Here is a 22,619-nt window from a genome sequence, read left to right as displayed (position 1 = left end):
ATTGGCGTCACCGCTCTCACGCGACCCTGTCGATGGCGAGGTCGGCCGCGGCCAGGTCGTCGGCCTTCATGAGACGCTCGAGATCGAAGACGACGATGAAGGCTTCGCCCTTGCGGCCGATCCCGGCGATGTAGTTCGATTGCCAGCGACCGCCGACATCGGGAGCGGCCTCGGTCTGGTCGGCATCGAGGCCGGTGACCTCGAAGACGCGATCGGCGACGAAACCGACGCCCCGGGTGCGGCCCTTGACCGGCACGTCCAGGATGATGATGCGGGTCGCCTCGGTGGGCTCGGCGCGCGGCAGTCCGAGCTTGGTCCGCAGATCGACGATCGGATAGCCGGCGCCGCGGACGTCGATCATGCCGAGCAGGAAGGCCGGCGCATGCGGCAGCTTCGAGATCGGGCGCATGTCGAGGATCTCGCGGACATTGCGGATATCGATGCCGAAGAGCTCCTGGTCGATGCCTAGGGTCAGGTATTGGGCGGTCTCGGCCATGGGGGGATTCCCGATGCGGCGGTAGGGCGTGGCTAAGTGCGGGCGACAGGGCCGGCCCCGCCCGAAGGCGAGGCCGGCATTGGCTCAACTGCGATGGAAGGCGGCGTCGTGCTGGTCTCCGCCGTCCTCCATGTCGAAGGAGAAGCCGCCATTGGCGACCTTCTTCGCCGGGCGCGCCGCAGGGGCAGGCGCCTTTTTCGGCTGGAGCGCCGAGGCCATGGCCGCAGCCTTGCCGCGCAGCTGGGCGACCGCTTTGTCGGTGCTGGTCGCCGGCTGGCCGCTGCGGCGCAGGCCGCCTTCGTCGAGGCGGAAGAAGGCGATCGTGGCCTGCAGCGTCTCTGCCTGGGCCGAGAGCTCCTCGGAGGTCGCGGAGACCTGCTCGGAGGCTGCCGCGTTCTGCTGCGTGACCTTGTCGAGCTGCTGGATCGCCTGGTTGATCTGGGCCGCGCCGACATCCTGCTCGCGGCTGGCGGAGGTGATCTCCTCGACGAGCTCGGCGGTCTTCTTGATGTCGGGCACCAGCCTGGCCAGCATCGAGCCGGCTTCCTGCGCGACCTTGACCGTGTCTGCCGACAAGGTGCCGATCTCGGCCGCTGCCGCCTGGCTGCGCTCGGCGAGCTTGCGCACTTCCGAGGCCACCACCGCGAAGCCCTTGCCGTGCTCTCCGGCGCGGGCGGCCTCGACCGCCGCGTTCAGCGCCAACAGATCGGTCTGGCGAGCAATCTCCTGCACGATGTTGATCTTGGCGGCGATGGTCTGCATCGCATCGACCGCCTTGCCGACGGCGATGCCGCTCGTCTCGGCGTCCTTGGCGGACTGGGAGGCCATCTTCTCAGTCTGGCTGGCGTTCTCCGCGTTCTGCTTCACGTTCGCCGCCATCTCTTCCATGGACGAGGAGGCTTCCTCCGTCGACGCAGCCTGCTCGGTCGAGCCCTGAGAGAGCTGCTCAGCACTGGCCGACAGCTCTTGGCTGCCCGAGGACATGTTCTCGGCGGCGCTCGTCACCTGCCCGACTACATCGCGCAGCTTGTCGACCATGTTCTCGAGCGCGATGCCGAGCGTGTCCTTGTCCGACAGGCGCTTGGCCTCGACGGTGAGGTCGCCGTTGGAGATGGCGTCCGCCACCCGGGCCGTGGCGCTGAGATTGGTGGTCATCGTGTTCAGCGAGGTCACGAGATCGCCGATCTCGTCCTGGCTCCTGACGGCGATGGTCTGGCTGAGATCGCCGATGGCGACGGCGTTGGCGAGGCCGGCTGCGCGCGACAGGCCGCGGCTGATGCTCAGCGCGATCCAGCTCGCGGCGCCAATGGCGACAAGCAGCGAAGCAAGGATGATCGCGATCAGCAGCGTCTTGGCAAAGGCAGCCTGCTCACCGGCTTCCTTGGCGGCCTGCGCCGCGGTCTGATCGATGAAGATCTTGTACTCGTCCAGCGCTGCCACGAGAGCGTTGCTGACCGTTCGCCCTTCGCCCATGCTCAAGGTGATGGCCTTGATGGTGCCGGCCTCTCCGACGACGCCCGAGACGCGGTTTATCAGGCCAAGCAGCGCTTCCGTGGGAGTGGCTACGTTGGATGACGGGGCTGTCGACGCCGCTTTCGCCATCTCCGTGCGCACGATCTCCAAGCCCGCGACGATGGCTTTCCGGCGCTCTTCGATCTGGTCGACCGACTGCGCAGAGAAGCTCTGGGTGAGCTGGCCGAGCGAGCCGGCGAGCGCGGCCCTTCCGTTCTGAATCGCCTGGGATGCCCGGGCTGCCTCTGCCGTCTGGGCGGCGCCCAACGCAGCCAATACCTGGTCGATTGTCTGGTTGAACTCCTTGAGGGCAGCCTGGCCCTCGCCATTCCAGATGTCGATGGCCCGATGGCTCGAGTTCAACTGGGCATACTGGAGAACCTGGTCCTGCACCGCGCCGAAGCGATCGATCGTGGGTGCCATCGCATCCCACCTGCGCTTGCCGCCGTCCACCGCAATGGCAACCAGTTCATTCTTGATTTTGAGAGCGACCGCGCGGCGCTCCGCGGCTCTGGCGGCATACTCCCTTGCCTCCTTTTCCGAGGCGGAGATGATGGCGTTTTTCTCGGCTCGAATGGAATCCTGGAAGGCGATAGCGATCGCTCCAAGTTTACCGACCCGCTCGTTGAAGATGACGAGAGTATCCTGCACCTTGGTCATTTCGGTCAGCTTCTGATAGGCGAGGCCGCCGGCCGTGAGGGATAGCGCGACAACCACGCCGAAGGCGCCTGCCAGCTTGGTCTTGATGGTCATTCTCATGTTCGTTCCCCGGTAAGCAACGTGAAGGGTTCCTGCGCTGTCTCGACAGCGCCTCAACTCAGGATTTTTTCGAGATCGGGAACGATGACGAACTCGTCGTTCCACTTGATGATGGAGCGGATGAATTCGGGCCGCCAATGCAGCCCCAGGCGCGGCACCTGCTGCACCTCGGCAGTCGAGATCTCCGTGACCTCGTAGACCTTGTCGGCCATGATCCCGAGCGCGACCGAGTCGCCGTCGATCTCGATCTCGACGACGACGATCCGGCTGTCGGTGGTGTCCGTGCGCCGGGGCATGCCGAAGCGCAGGCGCAGATCCGCCAACGGAATGACGTTGCCGCGCACATTGATCAGCGCCGGCAGGAAGGTGCGCGCGCCGGCGACCCGGGTGGCGGGGACCGGGTCGATGATCTCGCGCACGATGTCGGCCTCGATCGCGAAGATCTCGTTGCCGAGACCGACCAGCAGGGCCTGCAGGCGGGCCCCGCTCGAGGCCGCGGGGTCCTGAGCGGCGTTGTCCGATATCTGGAGCTGCGTCATGCCGCCTCCGGCGTCTTGTCGGTCTCGGAGCGGTTCTGGCCGAGCGAGACGAGCTGGGTGACATCGAGGATCAGGGCCGCCGTGCCATCGCCGAGGATGGTAGCGCCCGAGAACATCACGACGTCGGCGTGGAGCTTGGAGAGCGATTTGATCACGGTCTGGTGGCTGCCGATGATCTGATCGACCACCAGACCGACACGGGTGTCGCCTGTCGTGGTGATGATGATCTTCTGATGCGGGTCGGGCTCGCCCTCCGCGTCGAAGAGATCGCGCAGCCTCAGGAAGGGCACCAGATCGCCGCGGACGTTCAGGAAGCTGCGGCCGCGGGCTCGCGCATCCTCGGTCGCGGTCAGCTCGACGCATTCCTCGACCGCCGAGAGCGGGATGATGTAGCGGCCCTCCCCGACGCGGATCAGCAGCCCCTCGATGATGGCGAGCGTCAACGGCAGCCGCAGCGTCACCGTGCTGCCACAGCCCGGCACCGTGACGAGATCGATCGTGCCCCGCATGGCCTCGATGGTGCGCTTGACCACATCCATGCCGACGCCCCGGCCCGACAAGGCGGAAATCGTCCTGGCAGTCGAGAAGCCCGGATGGAACAGGAACTGGTGAATCTCGTGGTCGCTCAGGGCAGCGCCCGGCGCGACCAGGCCCTGCTCCTCGGCCTTGGCGCGAATGCGGGCCGTATCCAGTCCAGCGCCGTCGTCGCGGACGGTCACCAGTACCTGCGCGCCGACATAGCGGGCGGCGAGCTCGATGCGCCCCGTCGCCGGCTTGACGGTTCCGGCACGGGTCGCGGGCGCCTCGATGCCGTGGTCGATGGCGTTGCGGATCAGGTGCACGAGCGGATCGGCGAGACGCTCGATCATGGTCTTGTCGAGCTCGGTGTCTTCGCCGGCCGTGACGAAGTCGACTGGCTTGCCGAGATCGCGGGAGAGGTCGTGAACGAGGCGGCGGAAGCGGCCGAAGAGGGAGCCCATCGGCACCATGCGCACACCCATGGTGGAATCGCGCAGGCCCGATGCCAGCCGTTCGATGTCCTCGGCGATCGACTTGATCGCGAGGTCAGAGCCCGCATTTGCGAGCTGGCTCAGCCTGGCCTGGGCGATGACGAGCTCGCCGACGCGGTCCATCAATTCGTCGAGACGCTCGGCCTGGACGCGGACCGTCGAGGTCTTGTCCTCGGCGCGGCGGACATACTCAGCCTTCTCGACGCTGCCACGTTCCGTCAGAGCCTGGGGCGCGCCCCTCGCCGGGACGACGGCCTCCGCCGCCGCCTCGGCCTGCACGGACTGGGGCGGAACAGCCCCACAGGCTACTGGTGCGAGCGGCATGATGGCGAGCTTCATCTCGTCGCGGACGAACATGAAGACATCCTCGATGTCCTCTCGCGAACAGCCCGCACGGAGCTCAGCGCTCCAGGAGATCAGGCAGGCCTCCGGATCGAGCGCCTCCAGCTCCGGCACGGCGCCAAGATGGGCGGTGACCTGGCAGGGGCCGAGCGCACGCAGATCGTCAAGCAGGACCAGGGGATTACTGCCGTTGCGCAGGACATCCGGCTGGAAGGCGATCTCGACCAGCCAGCCTTCGGCACTTGTGGGGGCGGGGGCCGTCTCGTGCGTCGCAGAGGGGGCACCGAGCGCCTGGTTTGCGCCGGCCCCGCCGGCGATCAGGCTCTGCAGCTCCTCGACGATCGCCTCGCCGATGATGGCGTCGGTCGCGTCGGGGTCCTCGATCAGCGAGCGGATATAATCCTTCGCGCTCAGCGAGACGCTGATGATGTCGGGTTCGGCGGCAATCTTGCCCTTGCGGATCAGGTCGAAGGCGGTTTCGAAATCATGGGTGAAGGTGGCGACACGGTCGAAGCCGAACATCGCGCCCGAGCCCTTGATGGTGTGCAGCGCCCGGAACGCGGCGTCGATCAGATCGCCATCCTGCGGGGTCTGGCCGAGATCGAGCAGCGCTGCCTCGAGGCTGTCGAGCAGGTCGCTCGCCTCCTGCCGGAAGGTTTCGGTCGGATCGAGCTCGATCATGTCCGCACCAGCTTCGAGACCACCGCCAGCAACTGCTCCGGCTTGAAGGGTTTGGTGATCCAGCCCGTCGCACCGGCGGCCTTGGCCTGCTGCTTGACGCCGTCGTCGGATTCGGTGGTGAGAAAGACGATGGGAACGCCGGTGAAACTCGGCAGCGCGCGCAGACCCCGGATCATCTCCAGCCCGTTCATCACCGGCATGTTCAGATCGGTGATGACGAGGTCGAAGCGCTCCGCCTTGGCCTTGGCGAGGCCTTCCGAGCCATCGCCCGCCTCGACGACGTTGTGGCCGGACGGCGCGAGCACCAGCTTGATCATCTGCCGCATGCTGGGGGAATCATCGACGCTCAGAATTGACGCCATGCCGTTCAAGCCCCGTTGTTGAGAATGCTGTCGGGAAGCTGCGCGGGCGAGATGCCGGCGCGCACCAGTGCGGCGCTCAAGGCGCCGGCTACGCCGGTGAGGCGGAAATCCAGACCCTTCGCTCTTGCGCTATTCCGGGCGGCGACGAGCAATTGTACGGAGCTTATGTCGCAATGACTTACTTTGCTGCAATCTATAGTAATTTTGTCCGAATCTCGAAAACTAACGGCAACACCGCTATATATATCGGCAATCGATTTTATCGTCATGTCACACGGCAGAATAAACACTATTGGCTTCTCCATACCCACACCCATCAATCAAATCACTCCGACAAAAATTCCATATAATATATAAATATATATTAAAAAACCATAGTAATTCATTGATGAGATGCAAATATTCTATAATATTTTAAAAAATAACTTTGAGTATAATATTATAAAATCAATTAGTTAATGCCATCTAAGCCGCCTCAAATTTATCGCTGAACTTTATTCCACCTGAGAAATTTAAGGCGGATTGGGGTCGAGGACGCGCAAAGTGGAAGCCTTGCATGTAATTGCAGCCTGCAGACATCAGAAGCGTGGCTTGCTCTTCTCTTTCAACGCCTTCTGCAGTGGTCGTGATATTTAGCTCTCTCGATAGCCTCGTTATCGTCTTGATTATCGCCATGCTGCAGTGTTTGCTTGAAATATCCTCGACGAATGATTTGTCTATCTTGATCTTGTCGAACGAGAATTTCTGCAAATAACTCAGAGACGAAAATCCGATCCCGAAATCATCGAGAACGATACGCGACCCAAGGCTCCGTAGACGCTTCAGGATTTCGAGATTTTCGGTGGTTTCTTGGAGAAGAACGGATTCTGTGATCTCGAGCTCCAGCCTCCCCGGCGGAAGCTTGGACAGCAGGAGAGCATCCGCGACCGTTTCCACCAGATTGCCGCTCTTGAACTGCGCCGGAGAGAGGTTGACCGCGACCTTGATCTCCCGCGGCCAATGGGTCGCATCCGTGCAGGCCTGGCGCAAAACCCATGCGCCAAGCTCCGTGATTACGCCGGTATCCTCTGCGATCGGAATGAACTCGGCGGGCGAAATCAGCCCGCGCTGCGGGTGGCGCCAACGGATCAAGGCTTCAAACCCAGCGATCTGCCGCGTCCCGGCATGAACGAAGGGCTGATAGTGGAGCTCGAACTGCTCTTGGGAGATCGCAGATCGCAACTCGGATTCGAGGACACGGCGGGAACGCGCCTCGATTTCCATCCTCGTCTCGAACAGCCGAAATGCGTTGCGGCCGTCCGCCTTGACCCTGTAGAGCGCCAGGTCCGCATTCTTCACGAGCTCCTCGACCGTGCCCCCGTCGGTCGGCGCCAAGGCGATCCCGATGCTCGCCCTGATGGTCACCTTGTTTCCGTCGATGTCATAGGGCGCGCCGATCGCGTCGATGATCCTGTTCGCCAGGCGAGCTACACATTTCTGCTGATCCTGCTCCGTCCGCTGGATGATGGCGAACTCGTCGCCACCCAGCCGCGCGACCGTGTCGGAGCGACGCGTGCAGGACCGAAGCCGTTGCGCTACCTGCTTGAGGAGATTGTCGCCCGCCGGATGGCCGAGCGAATCGTTGATGTCCTTGAACTTGTCGAGGTCCAGCATGTAGACGGCAAATCCCTTGCCTCTCTGCCTCAGGCGCGCGAGTGCCTCCTTCATATCCTGCGTGAACAGGGTGCGATTGGCGAGGTTGGTCAGGGTGTCGTGGCTGGCGGCGTAGGCTACCTGCTTTTCGATACGATGGCGCTCCGTGATATCGGTGTGCGTCGTCACCCAGCCGCCGCCCGGGATGGGGTGGCGGCTGATTGCGATCGCTCGCCCATCGTTCAGTTCCTCGACTTCGTAGGACGCCTTGAAGATCGGTTCCGCACGATCTTCAAGGTAAATTGCGGGATCGCTTCCTGCGTATAGGCCTCTGTCCACACGGAGTTTGACGATCTCCTGGACAGGCATGCCTTCCTTTATGATGTCCGGCGGCAGGCCGTACATTCGAGCGTATTTTTCGTTGCACAGGACAACCCTTCTATCGGAGTCGAACATGCACAGCCCCTGATTCATGTTGGCGAGAATGGCCTCCAGCTGAGCGGATTTCCGCATGGCGTGCCGTTCACTCGTCTGCCTCGCCGCTTCCGCCGCCTTTCGGGCGGTGATGTCCACCCGGATCGCCATATAGGCTGCAGGCTTTCCGCGATCATCGAGCCTGGGGATGATCGTCGTGTCGACCCAATACAGGGTCCCGTCCTTGGCTCGGTTGCAGATCTCGCCACGCCAGACGGCCCCGCGAGCGATGGTCCGATACATGTCGTGGAAAAACACCGGTGAGTGTGCACCGGAATTGACGACCCTATGATCAAATCCAAGAAGCTCGGATCTCTGGTAGCCGCTGATGCTGCAGAATTTGTCGTTTACGTAAGTTATTGTTCCATCGATATTGGTGACGGCGAGAATGACCGCCTGATCGAGGGCATATTGGCGTAGCGACAATTCGTGATTGGCGGCCGACTCCCTGATCCGGGACTGATGCTTTTCCGTGACGTCCGACAATGTGACGAGGACATGATCGCCCTGGTTTGCGCCGTCGTCGTGACCAATGTTGATCTCCAGCCAGCGCGGATGTCCGTCCGCCGTCAGAAACCGCATCTCATGATAAGGCGCCTCTCTGGGGGAGGCGGACGAATTGGGAGCTGGCTCCTCTCCGCTGAATTCGATTCCGCTCTCCAGGAACGACGCGGCTGGTTGGCCAATCGTCGCCTCTACGGAGTGGCCGAGGATGCGTTCCCATGCGTCGTTGACGAAGACGATGCGGCCATCCCCGTCGACCTGCATGACGATCTGCTGAAGTTGATTGACGATGCTCTCGTATTGCCGCGCCTGGCGCTGCAGCCGCCCCTCGCCGGCGGCAATGATCGCGGTGGTGCGGCGCACATAGCGGAATGCCAGGAACGACAGGATGGCAAAGCCGCTGAACTCGATGGCGATCGTTGCCACGAAGCCATTCCACGCGGTCCTTAGGCGGTCTGCCGCACGCCGGCTGACATCGTCCGCGAATTGGTCCTCCAGCACCTTCAGCCGATCTATCCGCGCCGTCGTCTTCGCCCACCATTCGCCGGCATCAAGACTTTCCAGCGAACGCGTCAGCGGCAGATCCCGGAAAGCGCGCCGCATCTCTTCGATGGCGCGGCTATCCGCTTCGCGGGCCGCATAGGCAGCATATCGGGCCCGATGGGGGCCCGTCGCCGCCTCAAATTCCGACATCTGGGCGGCTGCGCGCGCGACCGCATGGACATGGATCTGGTGAAGATCCGGCTCAAACTGCCCCGCCGCGATCATTGCGCCGCCGGTCGCACGCTCGATGCCGGCCGTATCCTTCACGATCATCAAGGCCCGGTAGGCCAGCAGATGCTGCACAAGCTCGGCGTCATCAATGAAAGAACTCAGCTTGGCCATTGCTTCGAACAGAGGGGTGATGGCTTGGCCATACGCTCCGACGATCTCAAGAGGCTTTGCGGCTTGATGCTGGACCACATCTCGGAACGGGGACAGCCGGTGGAACGCCGCATCGATCGCGCCAAGCTGGCCGGCCAGAGCATTCTCCTGATCCGGGCCAAATGCGAGTCGAGCAGCCTTCTGGTAGGCGGTGAATGCCGCGTCCGTGATAGGAAACTGGGCCTTGAGGTGCGCCTCCTGGCTCGGGTCGCGGTGGGATGCCGCAACGCCGGCAGAAAGGCCGCGTTCCTTTTGCAGTTCATGAACGAAGCTTGAGGCCGCCTTGGCGAGCGCGACATGCTCTTGAACGGCTTGGCCTTGCGTAAATTTGCGGTAATGGCCGGTCGCGATCCACAGGAGCGGGACACCCAGCATCAGCAGCGCAACTGCGGTGGGAACCGCTAGGCGCCTTGAGAGCTCTGAACGCGGCATGGAAAGTCTATCTGGCGATTAGGGAGAGGAATAAATGTATTGTCTGTGCCGATTTCGGCGCATTCTTGAGTCAATGACGCTTGCGGTTATATAATTCTATAATTGAATTTAATATATCGCTGTTATTTTGTATGAATTTAGAATTCAATTCGTGGGTGCATATTTTTTTCTGAAATAGAATTCGATTTATCATCCTGATTGACGGCTTATGATTTGAAAATGCACAACGTCCCGGAAATTCGTGGCGCTTTCTGGCGATTTCAGTGCTGCCGCGCCGTTTGGCGATATCCCTCGAGCGTGGCTTTGGGCCGGAACAGGAGAGTATGGAGGAGCAGTCGGGTGCGGCTTGCGCTCGTGCAAAGGGACGCGCAACGATGAGGGGAGGGCCCCGTACAGCTTCACGGCTGCGGGTCTTTTCGGACTCTTCCGGCCTAAGCGGACTCATGAGATAAAGGCTCCGGCGTCGCATTCATCGTCACGTGCAAGGTCCGCGAGGAGGAGTGATCGCAACCGAACATGCACTGTCCGATACCGTACATAGTCGGAGTTAAAAAAGGGATAAGCTGCCCAAAGGGCACCGAAATCAACCTTTCCGGGAGAACTGCTTGGCGGACAAATTAAAAGGCGATTTCGAGATCCGAAATCGAATACTGCTCTCCCTGCGCCCTGAAGCATGCGCGTATCTACAGCCTCGCCTGATCACGAAACGACTATCGCCGGGCCAGGTCATATACGATAACGAGGCATCCTTTACTCACGCGGTATTTCCACATGAGGGCGTGATTTCTCTGCAGGCCGAGATGCGCGACAAGCGCAGCGTCGAGAAGGCATCGATCGGCTATGAAGGATTCATCGGAATGGCCCTAGTGATGGGCGGCGGCGGAGCGCTCAGCAGGTCCACGGTCGTGGTGCCCGGCTATGCCTCCTGGCTTTCCATAGGGGACCTCGATGAGGCGATTGCCGGCTTTCCCTGCGTCCGCAACGCCATGCTGCGATATGCGAAATGCCTCATCATCCAGTTGCTGGAATCGGTTGCCTGCAATAGCCTCCACAATGCGGAAGAGCGGATTTCACGTTGGCTTTTGGATGCGCGTGATCGGGTTGTCGGCGATTCCTTCCAGCTTACCCAGAGCGCGATTTCCGAGGCGCTCGGACTTCGCCGGGCGACGGTCAACGGGGCCTGCTCGCGGTTGATGGAAGAAGGGGCCATCGCGTACGCGCGTGGAAACCTGACCGTGCTGGATCCTGGAATTATCGAGAACCATGCATGCGAATGTTATGGCCGCATACGGAGAGCCTTTCAGCGGAATTTTTGATCGTTCTCGCGGGGCATGGGCAAAACAGAAAAGCGTCCGCTGCCGGCGTCTTTGAGACAGTTTATGGTGGGCATGAGGGAAAGATTTCGACTTGAAGCCGGCAGCTGCGGGGATTTGTCCGGGTCGTTCTTGATGACTTTCGTCGGTGGATTTGACGGCCCGCCGCCAGCGCAACGCTCGTCGGCTGGCTAGCGCGGCTGGCGACCGCCAGCCGGTCGGCGATCTTCACGGCAGCATCGTCGGCACCCTCTCACCGCCAATCATTATACGATTTCATATAGCGTATAGCTATGAGGTCTAAGCGCACGTGCTAGCAGGCCTCGAACACTCCCGCTGCGGTGTCCAGCCCGCACAACGCGGCCAAGCAGCGTGCGCCGAACTCAGACGCCTGCGGCAACGGCCTGGAGAAGCAGCAGCGCCGCTTCGTGAAGATCAGCGCGCGGCTCGGTTGAGCGGGCCAGCTGGACAGTTCGAAGAACCTCGCGGCCTTCGGCGTTTTGTGATTCTCTGGCACCGAGCCGGAGCGAGACAGGGCGATGGGCGGGCCGATACCGGCAGCGACGCGGAAGGCCAACAACGCGAAAGCGAAAATCCGCTCCCGCGTCGAGCATGTCTTCGCTGAGCAAAAGGCGAGGATGGGCCTCTTCGTGCGCACCGTCGGCATCGCCAGGGCGAAGACGAAAATCGGCATGGCCATTCTCGCCTACAACATCCGCCGGCTGGCCTGGCTCACGCGGGGCGCCGCAGCGTAGTCCGCCGCAGCGGGATCACGGGGCCAGCGCCTGCATCCGGGCTGACGGGCGCACCCAGGATCACGTCGCCTCTACGGCCTCAGGCAGTGCCAAAAATGCCTGCACACCAAAAGGGCGGGGTTCTTCGAACCGTCCAGTTGCGAACAGGGCACCGACCGCCCGGGGCCGGATGGTTTGGCCCTCGCGTATCAGGAACAACGCGTCGAGCCCGAGCCGCCGCGCGAGCTCCGCCCCCTCCCCGGCACCGAAGACCATCAGCGCAGTCGCCCAGGCGTCGGCTTCGGCGCAGGTCCGCGCCACCACAGTGACCGAGGCCGGCGACCTCGTCAGGGGCGCGCCGCGGCGCGGGTCCATCGTATGCGACAGACGGCGACCTCCGACGTCCATCCAGTGTCGATAGTCGCCCGAAGTGGCTACCGCGGCGTCCTGCAGAACAAGCATCGAATGCGGCGCACGGGAGGTTGGGTCGGGTTTCTCGACGGCGATCGTCCACGGCTCATCGTCGGGGCGCAGGCCAAGGGCCCGCATCTCGCCGTCGATGCCGACCAGCCCGCTGGTGATGCCGAATCCGCGCAGCGTCTCGGCCAGCCGGTCGACGCCATAGCCCTTGGCGATGCCATTGAGGTCGAGGACGATGGGAGCGCTCTTGCGCGCCTCGCCGCCCTCGACATTCAGCTCCAGCACCTCGTATGCGGCCTGTCGTGGGGCTTCGAGCGCCTTGCGGATCAGGGCCCGATCTGCGCCGGACGGGCCGAAACCCCAGGCGCCCACGGCGTCGCCCATGCCGATGTCGAAGGCGCCAGCCGAGGAGCGGCCGATTTCCAGCGCGAGCCCCAGAACCTTCATCAGCTGTTCCGGCACGCCTATCCATTGCCCCACCGGGCCAGCGTTGAGGCGCATCAGGTCGCTGTGCGGCTTCCAGTTGGACATCTGCTCGTCCACCTCGTCCACCGCAGCCTGAAGCGCGCTGCGAACCGGTGTCGGGTCGAAGGCTCCAGTCGTGTAGAACAGCGCGGACCAGCGCGTGCCCATCGTGGGCCCGCTCAGCGCCTGGCGGCCCGGATCAGAAGACATCTTCGACATAGCGTCCCTCCGCCCGGAGCAGAGCCGGCGTCAGCCCGACGGGGGCGAGAATGTCGGTGAGAGCCGCGGAGACGCCGGCTGCCATGTCGCGCCCGCCGCACACCATGACCCGAGCGCCCTTGCGAACCATGCGTGCGATCTCGCCTCCCTCTTCGCGCAGCACATCCTGCACATAGCTGGGCTGCCGCGAGCGCGAGCAGGCCGTCGCGAGCCGCAGGAGCTGCCCGCTCTGCTGCCAACCCTTCAGCTCCTCGCCATAGAGAAAATCGCTGTCGGGATGCCGCATTCCGAAGAACAGACAGATGGGGCGGCGGCGGACATTTGCCCTGATGAAGCCTGCCAGCGGCCCGATGCCCGTCCCCGCTCCGATGAGAATGAGGGGCGCGGTGTCGCGGCTGGCATGGAAGCCGGGGTTCTGCCGCATGAAGGCGTTGACCTTATCGCCAGGTTGCAGCTCGAAAAGCTGGCCTGAGCACAGGCCGGCGGGATGCTTTCTGACGACGATCTCGATGAAGCCGTCACGGTACCCGGACGCCAGCGAGTAGAACCGGGGAATGGCAGAGCGTTCCGGCAGGACGCCGAGGAGATCTCCGGCCACGAAGCGCCCGAAACCGCGACCGATGAGCCGCAGCCAGACCGGCGGCTTCGGCAGCGCAAAGCGCAGGATGGCGGTCGGCGCCTGCACGTCGGCGCCATAATCGCGGCGCGAAACGAGCGTCAACGGGAAGGCCGCCGGCCGGACCGGGTGGTGGACGAGTTCCAGCGCAATGCCCATCGCCGCACCCAGCGACCGGCCCCAGCCGGCGAAATCCTGCGGCGACTGGCGGTTCACCGTCATGAACGGAACCAGCATGCGCCAGCCCCCCGCCTCCGCCATATCGGCGACGGCCTGCGCAAAAGCGCAATATCCGGGAAAGCTGCGATCGCCGAAGCCGACAACCGCCAGCGCGACCGACGGGGCCGCAGGCAGGGATTTCAGCCGGTCGAGAAATCCGCGCGCCGAGGCAGGCGCAGCGCCGTCGCCATAGGTCGCGGTCAGGATCAGGATGCGCCGCGCCTGCCGGTAACGGGCCGGCTCGAAGGACGACATCGGCGCGGCATGAACGGTCTGCCCGGCCGCCGAGAGCGCCGCATGCAGCGTCGTGGCGAATCCCCATGTGCTGCCGCCCTCAGACCCGACGAGCAGGATCGTCTCGGCGCGCCCGGCGGCAGCATTGCCGTGGATGCGCGGACGAGCACGCCAGCCTGCGAACCACAGCACGAAGCCCGTTCCGACCATCACGGGTACGCTGAGCGCCATGAAGCCGAGGACCAACCCCAGGGCAGCGGCGCCCCGTCCGGTGTGCAGCATGTAGATGGCTTCCGAGACGCGCTGCCATGCGCTTGGATCGCTCCAGGCCAGCAGCGCACCAGTTCCCTGGTCGAGATGGCCGGTGCCGCGATCCGTCTTGAGCGTGAAGACATCGGTCGCATCGGCCGGATCGGGAAAGGACAGGCTGCGCAGCTCGGAAGCCGATGTGCGCTTCAGAACATCCATGCCTGCGACGGGCATCCCTGTCCGGCCGCTTCCCTCGACCTCCGTCACGGGCGATGACGGCCCGTCGGGCAGGAGGTCGAAGGTCGAGGCCGTCATCCACAAGGCCGTGGCCGAAGACAGGAGCAGGCCGGCGACAGCGATGCGCGCGAGTTCGACATGCAGGCGCGCCGCGAACGGCCCGCGCAACGGCGAGAACCAGCGCCGCCAGCCCCCTGCCCGCCGCGCGACGAGCATGGCGCCGGAAACGGCCAGCACCAGCATGGCGGCGGCACCGGCCGCCATCGCCATGCGGCCCCCGTCACCGAAAAGGAGCGAGCGATGCAGCCTGGTCAACCAGCGCTCGAACGGATTCGGATCGGCAGAGGCGATGTCCCGCCCTGTCGCCGGGTCCATGACCGCCGCCCGCGGCACGCCGTTCTCGGACCAGTAGGCGGTAATCCGGCCCGAAGGTTTCCGCCTAATCTGCTCGACCCCGGGATGAACCGCCTGGATGCGCTCGACCAGCTCCGCGGTCGAAAGCGCGGCCGGCTGGACCGAGGAGAGGCGTTCGACGACCGGGAATATCGAGAGGAGCGCACCGCTCAGACTGAGCACCAGCACCAGAAGGCCGGCCACAAGACCCGGCCAGCGATGAACAACGCGGATCATGCCGGCCACCGCTCAGAACGAATAAGCCAGGCTCGAGACATAGCGCCGGCCACCGACCGGCGTTTTCGCGCCGGCGGTCGTCAGCGGCACGGCGACCTCGTTCGGACTGTCGCGCATGTCCTCCACGGCAGCATCGACATGCAGGGTATAGCCTGCATCGAAGAGCGCATCCGCGAGATCGAGCGAAATCTCGAGTGTGCGCCCCGCGCCGACACTGGCGCCCGTGATGCCGTTGATCTCGGTGGAGTTGCCCCCGGTCGCGCGATGCCAGCCCGACAGATGCGCGTAGTATTTCGACTTGCGGCCGGCCATCCACAGGCTGCCGGCATAGCCCCCCTGGGCATTCGTGAGATAGATCGCGAGATAGGCGCCATCGCCGCCATAGTTGGTCAGCGTCGTGGTGAGCTTGAGCGGTCTGGCCTGGGCAAGACAGGGCAATGTGAGTGCCGCGGCCAACGCGATGGTCGGCATGATCTTCTTCATGGTAGCTGAACCTCCTTTGCCCGACAGCGGGAACGGCATGTTCCGGCCGGTCAGCATCGAACCGCACCGGCAAAGGCACTGCCCTGCCATCCGGCACGATCAACCTGGGACGACCTGCTGACAGCCTCCTGACGCGGTGGCGGTTTCAGCTTCAGCCAGCTGTCAGGAAACGTCGGGATCGCATTGCGCCCGGCGGCCCTCCCGCATTGGAAGGGATGGAAAATGCCACGCCTCTCCTGCCCTCCCCGCCTGGACCGATGCGGGAAGGGCCGGAGAGGCGGAAGGAACGATCCGCCTGCCTTCTCAGCGCAGGCTCATCCGCCGCAGCGTCCCGTCGCGCATGACGAACTGGTGCCAGATCGCCATCAGGGCGTGCAGCCCGGCAAGGATGAGGATGAAGGTGCCGCCATTCTCGTGAAGTTCGGCGATCACGCCGGGACGTCCCTGCACAGGCGCCGCGATCGAGGGCAGGTGCAGGCCGAGGAAGGAGACGGATACGCCCATGCGAGAGGCGGCGTACCAGCCGGTGATCGGCAAGGCGGTCAGCAGCAGATAGAGCAGCCCGTGCCCGATCTTGGCGCCGATGGCGAGCCAGCCATGCTGCGGGCCGCCATCGGGCGCAGGCTCCACCAGCCGCAGGATCAGCCGGGGAACGACCAGAACCAGGACCGCAAGGCCCAGCCAGAAATGCAGCAGCGGCGGATTGCGGACCACCTCCCGGCCGCCTTCTGCCGTCAGCCATGCGCCAAGCACGGCGAGGGCCGTTACCCAGTGAATGACGACCAGAGTTTTCGAATAGCGCGCGGTTGCGACGGACATGGCTATTTCTCCAGCATTGGGCAGAAGGGTGCAGCGTCGCGGGACAGGGAGGCCCAGCCCGCTTATTTCACCGTGGCTTTCGGTGGCTCGCCGCGTTCAAACGGGGATTTCGGAGACGCCGGGCTGGATGGATCGACCGAGCCGGTGGCGGCGGAGGAGCGCCGTTCATGACGGTGGCCGCCGTCGCTGCGGGTCCTGCGCTTGATCTTGACGATCTCCAGAGTCGCGGGATCGATCTTGGCCTTGAACGGTTGCCCGGCTTCGTCAGTGCCCCTGATCTGGTAGCAACCGTCGTCGATCCTGAGACGGTCCACCTGCCAGCCCCGTGCCTGCGCCATCGCCTGCACGGCCTCGCGGGGCTGCCACCTCCCCAGGGGGACGTCGCAATCGTCATCGGCCATCGCAACTCCTGATCCTGCGATGGCAAGGAGCAGCAGGCCCGCGACGAACGGCTTTACCATGGCATTTGTCCCTGATCAGCGTTCACATGCCGAAATGATGGCAGTCTTTCCTGACGCGTAGCTGAAGCGTGAAGGGCGCGGCCCTTCAGGAAGCTGACAGGTTCCGCAGGCAACAGGTCTCGGACAGATGGGATTGCGACTTCATGAGAGTTCTTCTGATCGAGGACGACACGATCCTCGGAGCCGCGGTGCGCGACCATATCCTCGGGGACAACCATTCGGTGGACTGGGTCGGCCGCCTCGACCGAGCCGCCGAGCATCTCGACAGCGCAGCCTATGATCTGGTCCTGCTGGATCTGATGCTTCCCGACGGGCGGGGGATCGCGTTTCTGCGCGACCTGCGCCGCAAGGGCTGCGTCACGCCGGTCATCATCCTGACAGCGCTGGACCAGATCTCCGACCGCATCGAGGGGCTCAATGCGGGAGCGGACGATTACATGACCAAGCCGTTCGACCTTGCGGAACTGTCCGCAAGGCTCAACGCGGTTGCCCGCCGCTACAGCGGCAATCCCAATCCGCTCGTCGAGATCGGCGGCCTGCAGATCGACCTAGCGGCGCGGACGGTCATGAAAATCGGGCGGCTCATCGCCCTGACCGCGCGCGAATGGGCGCTTTTCGAGGCCTTCGTCCAGCGCCCCGGCCAGGTGATGTCCAAGGCCCAGCTGGAAGACCGGCTCTATGCCTTCGGCGCCGAAGTCGAAAGCAACACGATCGAGGTCCATGTCAGCCGCCTGCGCAAGAAGCTTGGCCCCGATGTCGTCCACACGGTACGAGGCATCGGCTATCGGCTGGGAAGCGCACGATGATCGCGCCGAAGAGCCTGCAATGGCGCCTGTCGCTCTCGCTGGGCCTGGGCATCGCGCTGGTCTGGGCAGTGGCCGCCGCGGTGACGGCCCAGAATCTGCGCCATCAGATGGATGAGGTCTTCGACAGCGAGCTTGCGGAAACCGGGCAGCGTCTGCTGCCACTGGCGGTGCGCGACATCATCGGGCGCGACAGCGACGACTCAGCCAGCCAGAGCGTCGCGACAATGCGCGAGCATGACGAGCACTTCACCTATGTCGTGCGGAACGCCGAAGGACAGACGCTGCTGCGCTCGCACAGAGCCGACCCGGCGATCTTTCCGCCGTTCAGCGGCATGGGCTTCTCCGATACGCCGACCCACCGTCTCTATTCGGATGCCGCGCTGCAGGGCACGATCACAATCACCGTCGCCGAGCCGCAGACCCGCCGCCGCGCTGTCGCACGGGAGGTGCTCGTCGGCCTGGCCCGCCCGCTCGCCCTGATCGTTCCGCTCAGCCTGATCGGCGTATGGGCCGTCGTGCGCCTGTCGACGACGAGCCTGCGGCGCTTCCGCTCCGAGATCGAGCGCCGGGGTGCGGGCGACCTGACCGCAGTCCCCGCCGGCGACCTGCCCTCGGAAATCCAGCCGGTCGCTCAGGCGGTGAACCAGTTGCTGGAGCGCCTCAGGCGCGCCCTGGAGGCTGAGCGCAGTTTCGCCGCCAACTCCGCGCATGAATTGCGCACGCCGGTGGCGGCCGCGCTGGCGCAGGCGCAGAGACTGATCATCGAAACGACCGACGCTGCCGTACGCAAGCGCGCTCGCGACATTGAAGTCGCCTTGCGACGGCTCTCCGGCCTTTCGGAAAAGCTGATGCAGTTGGCAAGGGCAGAAGGAGGCCGCCTCCATGGCGCCGAGCCGGTCGACACCGGCACCATCCTCCGGATGATCGTGGATGAACTGGGCGCCAACGTAGGCGGCGCCGGGCGAGTCGAGCTGGCCTTGCCCGATGCCCCGGTGCTCGCCCGCATCGATCCGGACGCATTCGCGATCCTGACGCGGAACCTGATCGAGAATGCGCTGAAGCACGGCTCGCAGACCGAGCCGGTCCGTGTGACGCTGTCGATGGACGGCCTGCTGCGCGTCACCAATGCGGGGCCGGCCGTGCCGCAAGATCTGCTCGCCCGCCTGCTCAACCCGTTCGAGCGCGGTCATGCGCGGGCGCAAGGCGCCGGCCTCGGGCTGGCCATCGCGAAGGCGATCGCTACGGGCACCGGCAGCAGTCTCGAGCTGATCTCCCCGATGGAGGGACGCGAAGACGGCTTCGAGGCGCGGCTCCGGATCGGCCGACTGGCCTGATCCGGCCGGGAGGCTGCGACCTTTTGCTTCGCAAACCACGTCATCGCAAAATATGCATCTTTAATGAATGTTTATGGATTGCCTCGGCAGGTGAACTGAAGCCGGCGTTGGCTGGACGTTTTCTCGGACAAGCAGACTCAGCGTTCCTTCTACATTCGCACCGCACTCGTCGGCAGCTCAACGAATTCGTCGTAGCTTTCAGGACCGGCAGCGACGCAGACCCGACCATTCGCCGGGTCCCGGCGCCGGTTGTCACGCCCCATCAACGCTCAGCCGCTCTGATACCGGCCGGCGGGCCGAGGCTCCTTCAGCAGCTTGCCGAGCAGGCTTTCACCGCAGCACCCAGAAAGGCCGCCAATGCCGGCAAGCACCATGCCGCCGGCTGGGCGGAATTCTAGAAAGCTCCCGCGTGATGGCTGCGGACGGTATTCTCGCGTCGTTGCGAACGAGGCGGGGGTTTAAGTCACCCCCCACTTCTTGACCGTTCCTCCGACGACGTCCAGCGTCACCGGGTGAATTCTGACCCGCAGGATGTTCCCGTTAACATCCGTCACCTGGAGCCGATAACATCCGTCTCCGATCCTCACCCTGGAGATGGTCCAGCCGAATTCGTCTGCGAGTTTCGACACGGCCACCAAGGATTGTCTTGGCTCTGCCGGATTCCGGCATCCATCGTCAGCCAAGGCTGCTGCTGTCGGTGTCGCCACAAGAAGGGCGATCATAGCCAACATCTTTTGCATGTCCTGCTCCTCGGTTCAGGTTGTCGATGCAAAAGCCTATGCTGCGAAGCTGACGCGTTGCTGAAGCCTTCCAACGCTTGACGTCAGCAATGCGTCAGAAACCGGAGCACCTGGGTTCTGCATAAGGCGCGCGCAATGGGCTGGCCGCCTGCAGGCGGAACTGGTGCGGGTCACCGAGGAGCGCGACATCCTAAAAAAAGCCATCGCGTACTTCGCCAAGGATGCAAAGTGACCCGAAGGGCCGCGCGAAGCAGCGAGTTACGCGTTTGTGGCCGAGCATCGCCGCCAATTCCCGGTGCGGGCGATGTGTCGCTGCCTGCGCATCCAGCCCAGCGGTTTCTATGCCTGACTGAAGAACCCGTTGAGCCGGCGAGCCCAGGAGGATGCGCGCCAGATCGAGCTTCTCGATAAGGCCTGGAAGGAGAGCGGCCGGGTCTATGGCTACTGCAAGCTACATGACGACCTGCTCGATCAGGGCGAGACCAGTTGCGCCAACCGCGTCGCCCGCCTGGCAAGGTTGGCCGGAATCAAGGCCCAGATCGGCTATCGGCGCCGGCCGGGATCTCATGGCGGCAAGCCGTCGGTCGTGGTCGACAACACCCTGGCCCGACAGTTCGATGTTGATGCGCAGGACAAGGCTTGGGTGACGGACATCACCTACATCAGGACCCCGGAGGGCTTCGCCTACAGAAGCAGCCCATTACCCGTACGGCGAGGAGATCGTGTTCTTCTGCCCGACAGACGACAAGCCTCCGGGACTGCGATCGGATCCCACGGTTCCTTCAGACGCCGTACCGTCATGTCGCGGGCGGGCACGCCTCAGCCTGACCTGTCGCCGCAGGGCGCATCGTAACGCGATCCACCGGTGCAGTCGCCGATCCGGCTCTCGCGTCGCCAGCGATATCGCTCTCATTTCGTTGTAACTCCCTCGCGCTCAGCCTTGGCATTCCGCGAGATCGAGGTCGAGCCTGCCGTCTTGGAGGAAAGCCTCGATGGCGGGCTCGAACGGCGAGGGATCGAGCCCGTTCGCTTCCAGCCAGGCATCGTCGTAGTAACTGTTGGAATAGCGGTCGCCGGAGTCACAGATCAGGGTCACCAGCGACCCCGCCTCGCCCGCACTCGCCATGCGCGCCGCATGGAAGCACATCGCGGCGAAGTTCGTGCCGGTCGAACCGCCGACGCGCCGCCCGAGCCAACGCGAGAGCACCCGCATCGCCGCCAGCGAGACGGCATCCGGCACGCGCAGCATGGTGTCGATCACACCCGGCACAAAGGAGGGCTCCACACGCGGCCTTCCGATGCCCTCGATGCGCGAGGGGCGATCGCAGCGGCAGCCGAGATTGCGCGTGGAGAAACCCTCGAAGAAGGCGGAGCGCTCGACATCGGCCACGGAAAGCCGCGTCCCGTGGCGCTTGTAGCGGATGTAGCGGCCGATCGTCGCGGTGGTGCCGCCTGTTCCCGCGCTCATAACGACCCAGGACGGGATCGGGTGGCGCTCGCTCGCCAGTTGCTGGAATATCGACTCGGCGATGTTGTTGTTGCCGCGCCAATCGGTCGCCCTCTCGGCATGGGTGAACTGATCCATGAAATGGCCGGACAGGCGCGCCGCCAATTCAGCGGATTCGGCATAGATCCGTTCGCCATCGTCGATGAAATGGCACAGGCCGCCGTAATGCTCGATCGCGGCGATCTTCTCCGGCGAGGTGAAGCGCGGCATGACGGCGAAGAACGGGACGCCGATCATGCGGGCGAAATAGGCCTCCGACACCGCAGTCGAGCCTGACGAGGCCTCGACCACCGCCGTGCCTTCCCGGATGAAGCCGTTGCACAGCGCATAGAGGAACAGCGAGCGCGCCAGCCGGTGCTTCAGGCTGCCGGTCGGATGTGTCGATTCATCCTTCAGGTACAGGTCGATCCCGGCCAGCGCCGGCACATCAAGCTTCCAGAGATGTGTATCGGCGGAGCGGCGCTGGTCCGCTTCGATCGCGGCAATCGCGCGGTCCACCCAGTTCCGGGCCGACCCCATCGCGTCCGCGCACCGCTCCATTTCCATTCAATCCCTCCCTCCGCCGCCGTGCGGACCAGGGTCCGACAACTGGCCACGGTTCTTTGCCGGCGCAAAGCCCCCAGAATTACTGCCCTCAATCCGCGATGCTCCTGGAACCCGCGCGGTTACGATATCGCCCGAGCATCCTGGCGCAGTGCCCTGACGGTTTCCATGTTCGGGCAATACCGGCCGTGTCGCAGGGGAGCGTCTTGCTGGCTGAGCTCGCTGCGGCATCGGCGCGTCATCGCGCACCCCGCACATACGATCGTCATGTCCCGCATCACGCTTGCCTGCCGGCGAGCCGGCTGTTCGGGGTCGATACCCAAGCGCTCCAGCAGGCGAGGAAGCAAAGCGGAGTCCGAGTCGCGACGAGATACGAGCTGGCGCAGGTCGGCCTCGGGAATGGCGTTGTCCCGGGCCAGTTCGGCCATCGCCGCCGGGCCGAGCGCCTCCAGTTTTCTCAGGTAGGATTGAACGCGCCACCATTGGCGAACCGCTTCGACGATCTGCATGGCCACCTCCACGCTCCCAACGTAACTATCGTCCCGCCGGCAGCGTCGTTCGTTGCGCTATCTCAAACCTCCCGCCACGGACGCCCGTTCGAGCAATGCCGCACTTCACCTCCGCCCGCCCAATCCCATTGGGAGATTGGCCGCGGCGGCACCGTACCATGATTGTTCGACGCAAAACTGGAATTTACAATGCTCATTTTAAATTATAAGATACATCCCGAATATATCTTTTAAGGAAACTCCCGATGACCGGCCGTCCGCAGCAGGGTACCGGCACCGACAGCACGTTGGTGCCGATGCTGATATGGGGACTTGTTCTGGTCGTTGTCGGAATGGCCTTCGTCATGCTCTTCGTATAGCGATCGCTCGGTTTCCGCGGGCGGCTGCGGCGAAGGGCTCGTCTCGTCGGGATGG

Annotated in this window: 18 protein-coding genes and 2 pseudogenes; 5 read left to right on the top strand and 15 right to left on the bottom strand. The window is 63.9% G+C overall.

The window, feature by feature from the left end; translation table 11 throughout:
- Positions 1-16: 16 nt before the first annotated feature.
- From ACODTJ_RS00350 to ACODTJ_RS00320, 7 genes are all read right to left on the bottom strand, one after another.
- Positions 17-496 (bottom strand): chemotaxis protein CheW, encoded by a 480-nt coding sequence (locus ACODTJ_RS00350; protein WP_454658227.1) that lies wholly within the window; start codon positions 494-496, stop codon positions 17-19.
- Between the two features lie 84 nt (positions 497-580).
- On the bottom strand, positions 581-2,767 hold the full coding sequence (locus tag ACODTJ_RS00345) for a HAMP domain-containing methyl-accepting chemotaxis protein (RefSeq protein ID WP_454658228.1): 2,187 nt from the start codon (positions 2,765-2,767) through the stop codon (positions 581-583).
- A gap of 53 nt (positions 2,768-2,820) precedes the next feature.
- The gene (locus ACODTJ_RS00340; protein WP_454658229.1) at positions 2,821-3,306 is read right to left on the bottom strand and encodes a chemotaxis protein CheW; all 486 of its coding nucleotides are present in this window, start codon (positions 3,304-3,306) and stop codon (positions 2,821-2,823) included.
- Entirely contained in the window at positions 3,303-5,339 is a 2,037-nt protein-coding gene (locus tag ACODTJ_RS00335) for a chemotaxis protein CheA (protein ID WP_454658230.1), read from the bottom strand. Before ACODTJ_RS00335 ends, ACODTJ_RS00340 begins: the two co-directional genes overlap by 4 nt.
- Positions 5,336-5,701: a response regulator gene (locus tag ACODTJ_RS00330; protein ID WP_454658231.1), complete on the bottom strand. Its 366-nt coding sequence runs from the start codon at positions 5,699-5,701 to the stop codon at positions 5,336-5,338. Before ACODTJ_RS00330 ends, ACODTJ_RS00335 begins: the two co-directional genes overlap by 4 nt.
- A 5-nt stretch (positions 5,702-5,706) precedes the next feature.
- Positions 5,707-6,018 carry an STAS domain-containing protein gene (locus ACODTJ_RS00325; protein WP_454658232.1) on the bottom strand — a complete coding sequence of 104 codons (312 nt, stop codon included), beginning with the start codon at positions 6,016-6,018 and terminating at the stop codon, positions 5,707-5,709.
- 148 nt (positions 6,019-6,166) lie between these two features.
- Positions 6,167-9,667: an EAL domain-containing protein gene (locus ACODTJ_RS00320; RefSeq protein WP_488847270.1), complete on the bottom strand. Its 3,501-nt coding sequence runs from the start codon at positions 9,665-9,667 to the stop codon at positions 6,167-6,169.
- Positions 9,668-10,272: 605 nt separating this feature from the next.
- Between ACODTJ_RS00320 and ACODTJ_RS00315 the strand changes: the two genes are divergently transcribed.
- Positions 10,273-10,983, top strand: coding sequence for a Crp/Fnr family transcriptional regulator (locus ACODTJ_RS00315; protein ID WP_454658234.1), 711 nt, complete (start codon positions 10,273-10,275; stop codon positions 10,981-10,983).
- Between the two features lie 593 nt (positions 10,984-11,576).
- Positions 11,577-11,735, top strand: a pseudogene (locus ACODTJ_RS00310) (IS5/IS1182 family transposase); the annotation flags it as partial.
- Between the two features lie 60 nt (positions 11,736-11,795).
- On the opposite strand, the gene ACODTJ_RS00305 reads toward ACODTJ_RS00310, so the two are convergent.
- From ACODTJ_RS00305 to ACODTJ_RS00285, 5 genes are all read right to left on the bottom strand, one after another.
- Positions 11,796-12,818 (bottom strand): FAD:protein FMN transferase, encoded by a 1,023-nt coding sequence (locus ACODTJ_RS00305; RefSeq protein ID WP_454658235.1) that lies wholly within the window; start codon positions 12,816-12,818, stop codon positions 11,796-11,798.
- Positions 12,799-15,003, bottom strand: coding sequence for a PepSY domain-containing protein (locus ACODTJ_RS00300; protein ID WP_454658236.1), 2,205 nt, complete (start codon positions 15,001-15,003; stop codon positions 12,799-12,801). Before ACODTJ_RS00300 ends, ACODTJ_RS00305 begins: the two co-directional genes overlap by 20 nt.
- A 12-nt stretch (positions 15,004-15,015) precedes the next feature.
- Complete coding sequence (locus ACODTJ_RS00295) at positions 15,016-15,486, bottom strand: DUF2271 domain-containing protein (protein WP_454658237.1); 471 nt, start codon at positions 15,484-15,486, stop codon at positions 15,016-15,018.
- A gap of 303 nt (positions 15,487-15,789) precedes the next feature.
- Positions 15,790-16,305, bottom strand: a complete 516-nt coding sequence (locus ACODTJ_RS00290; protein ID WP_454658238.1) for a cytochrome b — start codon at positions 16,303-16,305, stop codon at positions 15,790-15,792.
- A 62-nt stretch (positions 16,306-16,367) separates the two neighbouring features.
- Positions 16,368-16,766 carry a PepSY domain-containing protein gene (locus tag ACODTJ_RS00285; RefSeq protein WP_454658239.1) on the bottom strand — a complete coding sequence of 133 codons (399 nt, stop codon included), beginning with the start codon at positions 16,764-16,766 and terminating at the stop codon, positions 16,368-16,370.
- 143 nt (positions 16,767-16,909) lie between these two features.
- Between ACODTJ_RS00285 and ACODTJ_RS00280 the strand changes: the two genes are divergently transcribed.
- Positions 16,910-17,572, top strand: coding sequence for a response regulator transcription factor (locus ACODTJ_RS00280; protein WP_454658240.1), 663 nt, complete (start codon positions 16,910-16,912; stop codon positions 17,570-17,572).
- The gene (locus tag ACODTJ_RS00275) at positions 17,569-18,906 is read left to right on the top strand and encodes a sensor histidine kinase (RefSeq protein ID WP_454658241.1); all 1,338 of its coding nucleotides are present in this window, start codon (positions 17,569-17,571) and stop codon (positions 18,904-18,906) included. The genes ACODTJ_RS00280 and ACODTJ_RS00275 overlap by 4 nt, the downstream gene beginning before the upstream one ends.
- 458 nt (positions 18,907-19,364) lie before the next feature.
- Here the strand turns inward: ACODTJ_RS00275 and ACODTJ_RS00270 are convergent, their stop codons facing one another.
- On the bottom strand, positions 19,365-19,646 hold the full coding sequence (locus ACODTJ_RS00270; protein WP_454658242.1) for a PepSY domain-containing protein: 282 nt from the start codon (positions 19,644-19,646) through the stop codon (positions 19,365-19,367).
- 145 nt (positions 19,647-19,791) lie between these two features.
- Between ACODTJ_RS00270 and ACODTJ_RS00265 the strand changes: the two are divergent.
- Positions 19,792-20,334, top strand: a pseudogene (locus ACODTJ_RS00265) (IS3 family transposase); the annotation flags it as partial.
- Positions 20,335-20,580: 246 nt separating this feature from the next.
- On the opposite strand, the gene ACODTJ_RS00260 reads toward ACODTJ_RS00265, so the two are convergent.
- Positions 20,581-21,699 carry a PLP-dependent cysteine synthase family protein gene (locus ACODTJ_RS00260; RefSeq protein WP_454658243.1) on the bottom strand — a complete coding sequence of 373 codons (1,119 nt, stop codon included), beginning with the start codon at positions 21,697-21,699 and terminating at the stop codon, positions 20,581-20,583.
- A gap of 119 nt (positions 21,700-21,818) precedes the next feature.
- Positions 21,819-22,205, bottom strand: a complete 387-nt coding sequence (locus ACODTJ_RS00255; RefSeq protein WP_454658244.1) for a DUF6455 family protein — start codon at positions 22,203-22,205, stop codon at positions 21,819-21,821.
- Between the last annotated feature and the right edge of the window lie 414 nt (positions 22,206-22,619).

It is taken from the genome of Allobosea sp. FG18 (assembly GCF_057809495.1).
Note: the sequence above shows the minus strand (reverse complement) of the source record. Positions and strands in the feature narration are given on the sequence as shown.

Coding starts and splice junctions, on each gene's coding strand:
- ACODTJ_RS00350 (WP_454658227.1), bottom strand. CDS start 496: ATGGCCGAGACCGCCCAATACCTGACCCTAGGCATCGACCAGGAGCTC.
- ACODTJ_RS00345 (WP_454658228.1), bottom strand. CDS start 2,767: ATGAGAATGACCATCAAGACCAAGCTGGCAGGCGCCTTCGGCGTGGTT.
- ACODTJ_RS00340 (WP_454658229.1), bottom strand. CDS start 3,306: ATGACGCAGCTCCAGATATCGGACAACGCCGCTCAGGACCCCGCGGCC.
- ACODTJ_RS00335 (WP_454658230.1), bottom strand. CDS start 5,339: ATGATCGAGCTCGATCCGACCGAAACCTTCCGGCAGGAGGCGAGCGAC.
- ACODTJ_RS00330 (WP_454658231.1), bottom strand. CDS start 5,701: ATGGCGTCAATTCTGAGCGTCGATGATTCCCCCAGCATGCGGCAGATG.
- ACODTJ_RS00325 (WP_454658232.1), bottom strand. CDS start 6,018: ATGGGTGTGGGTATGGAGAAGCCAATAGTGTTTATTCTGCCGTGTGAC.
- ACODTJ_RS00320 (WP_488847270.1), bottom strand. CDS start 9,667: ATGCCGCGTTCAGAGCTCTCAAGGCGCCTAGCGGTTCCCACCGCAGTT.
- ACODTJ_RS00305 (WP_454658235.1), bottom strand. CDS start 12,818: ATGTCGAAGATGTCTTCTGATCCGGGCCGCCAGGCGCTGAGCGGGCCC.
- ACODTJ_RS00300 (WP_454658236.1), bottom strand. CDS start 15,003: ATGATCCGCGTTGTTCATCGCTGGCCGGGTCTTGTGGCCGGCCTTCTG.
- ACODTJ_RS00295 (WP_454658237.1), bottom strand. CDS start 15,486: ATGAAGAAGATCATGCCGACCATCGCGTTGGCCGCGGCACTCACATTG.
- ACODTJ_RS00290 (WP_454658238.1), bottom strand. CDS start 16,305: ATGTCCGTCGCAACCGCGCGCTATTCGAAAACTCTGGTCGTCATTCAC.
- ACODTJ_RS00285 (WP_454658239.1), bottom strand. CDS start 16,766: ATGGTAAAGCCGTTCGTCGCGGGCCTGCTGCTCCTTGCCATCGCAGGA.
- ACODTJ_RS00280 (WP_454658240.1), top strand. CDS start 16,910: ATGAGAGTTCTTCTGATCGAGGACGACACGATCCTCGGAGCCGCGGTG.
- ACODTJ_RS00275 (WP_454658241.1), top strand. CDS start 17,569: ATGATCGCGCCGAAGAGCCTGCAATGGCGCCTGTCGCTCTCGCTGGGC.
- ACODTJ_RS00270 (WP_454658242.1), bottom strand. CDS start 19,646: ATGCAAAAGATGTTGGCTATGATCGCCCTTCTTGTGGCGACACCGACA.
- ACODTJ_RS00260 (WP_454658243.1), bottom strand. CDS start 21,699: ATGGAAATGGAGCGGTGCGCGGACGCGATGGGGTCGGCCCGGAACTGG.
- ACODTJ_RS00255 (WP_454658244.1), bottom strand. CDS start 22,205: ATGCAGATCGTCGAAGCGGTTCGCCAATGGTGGCGCGTTCAATCCTAC.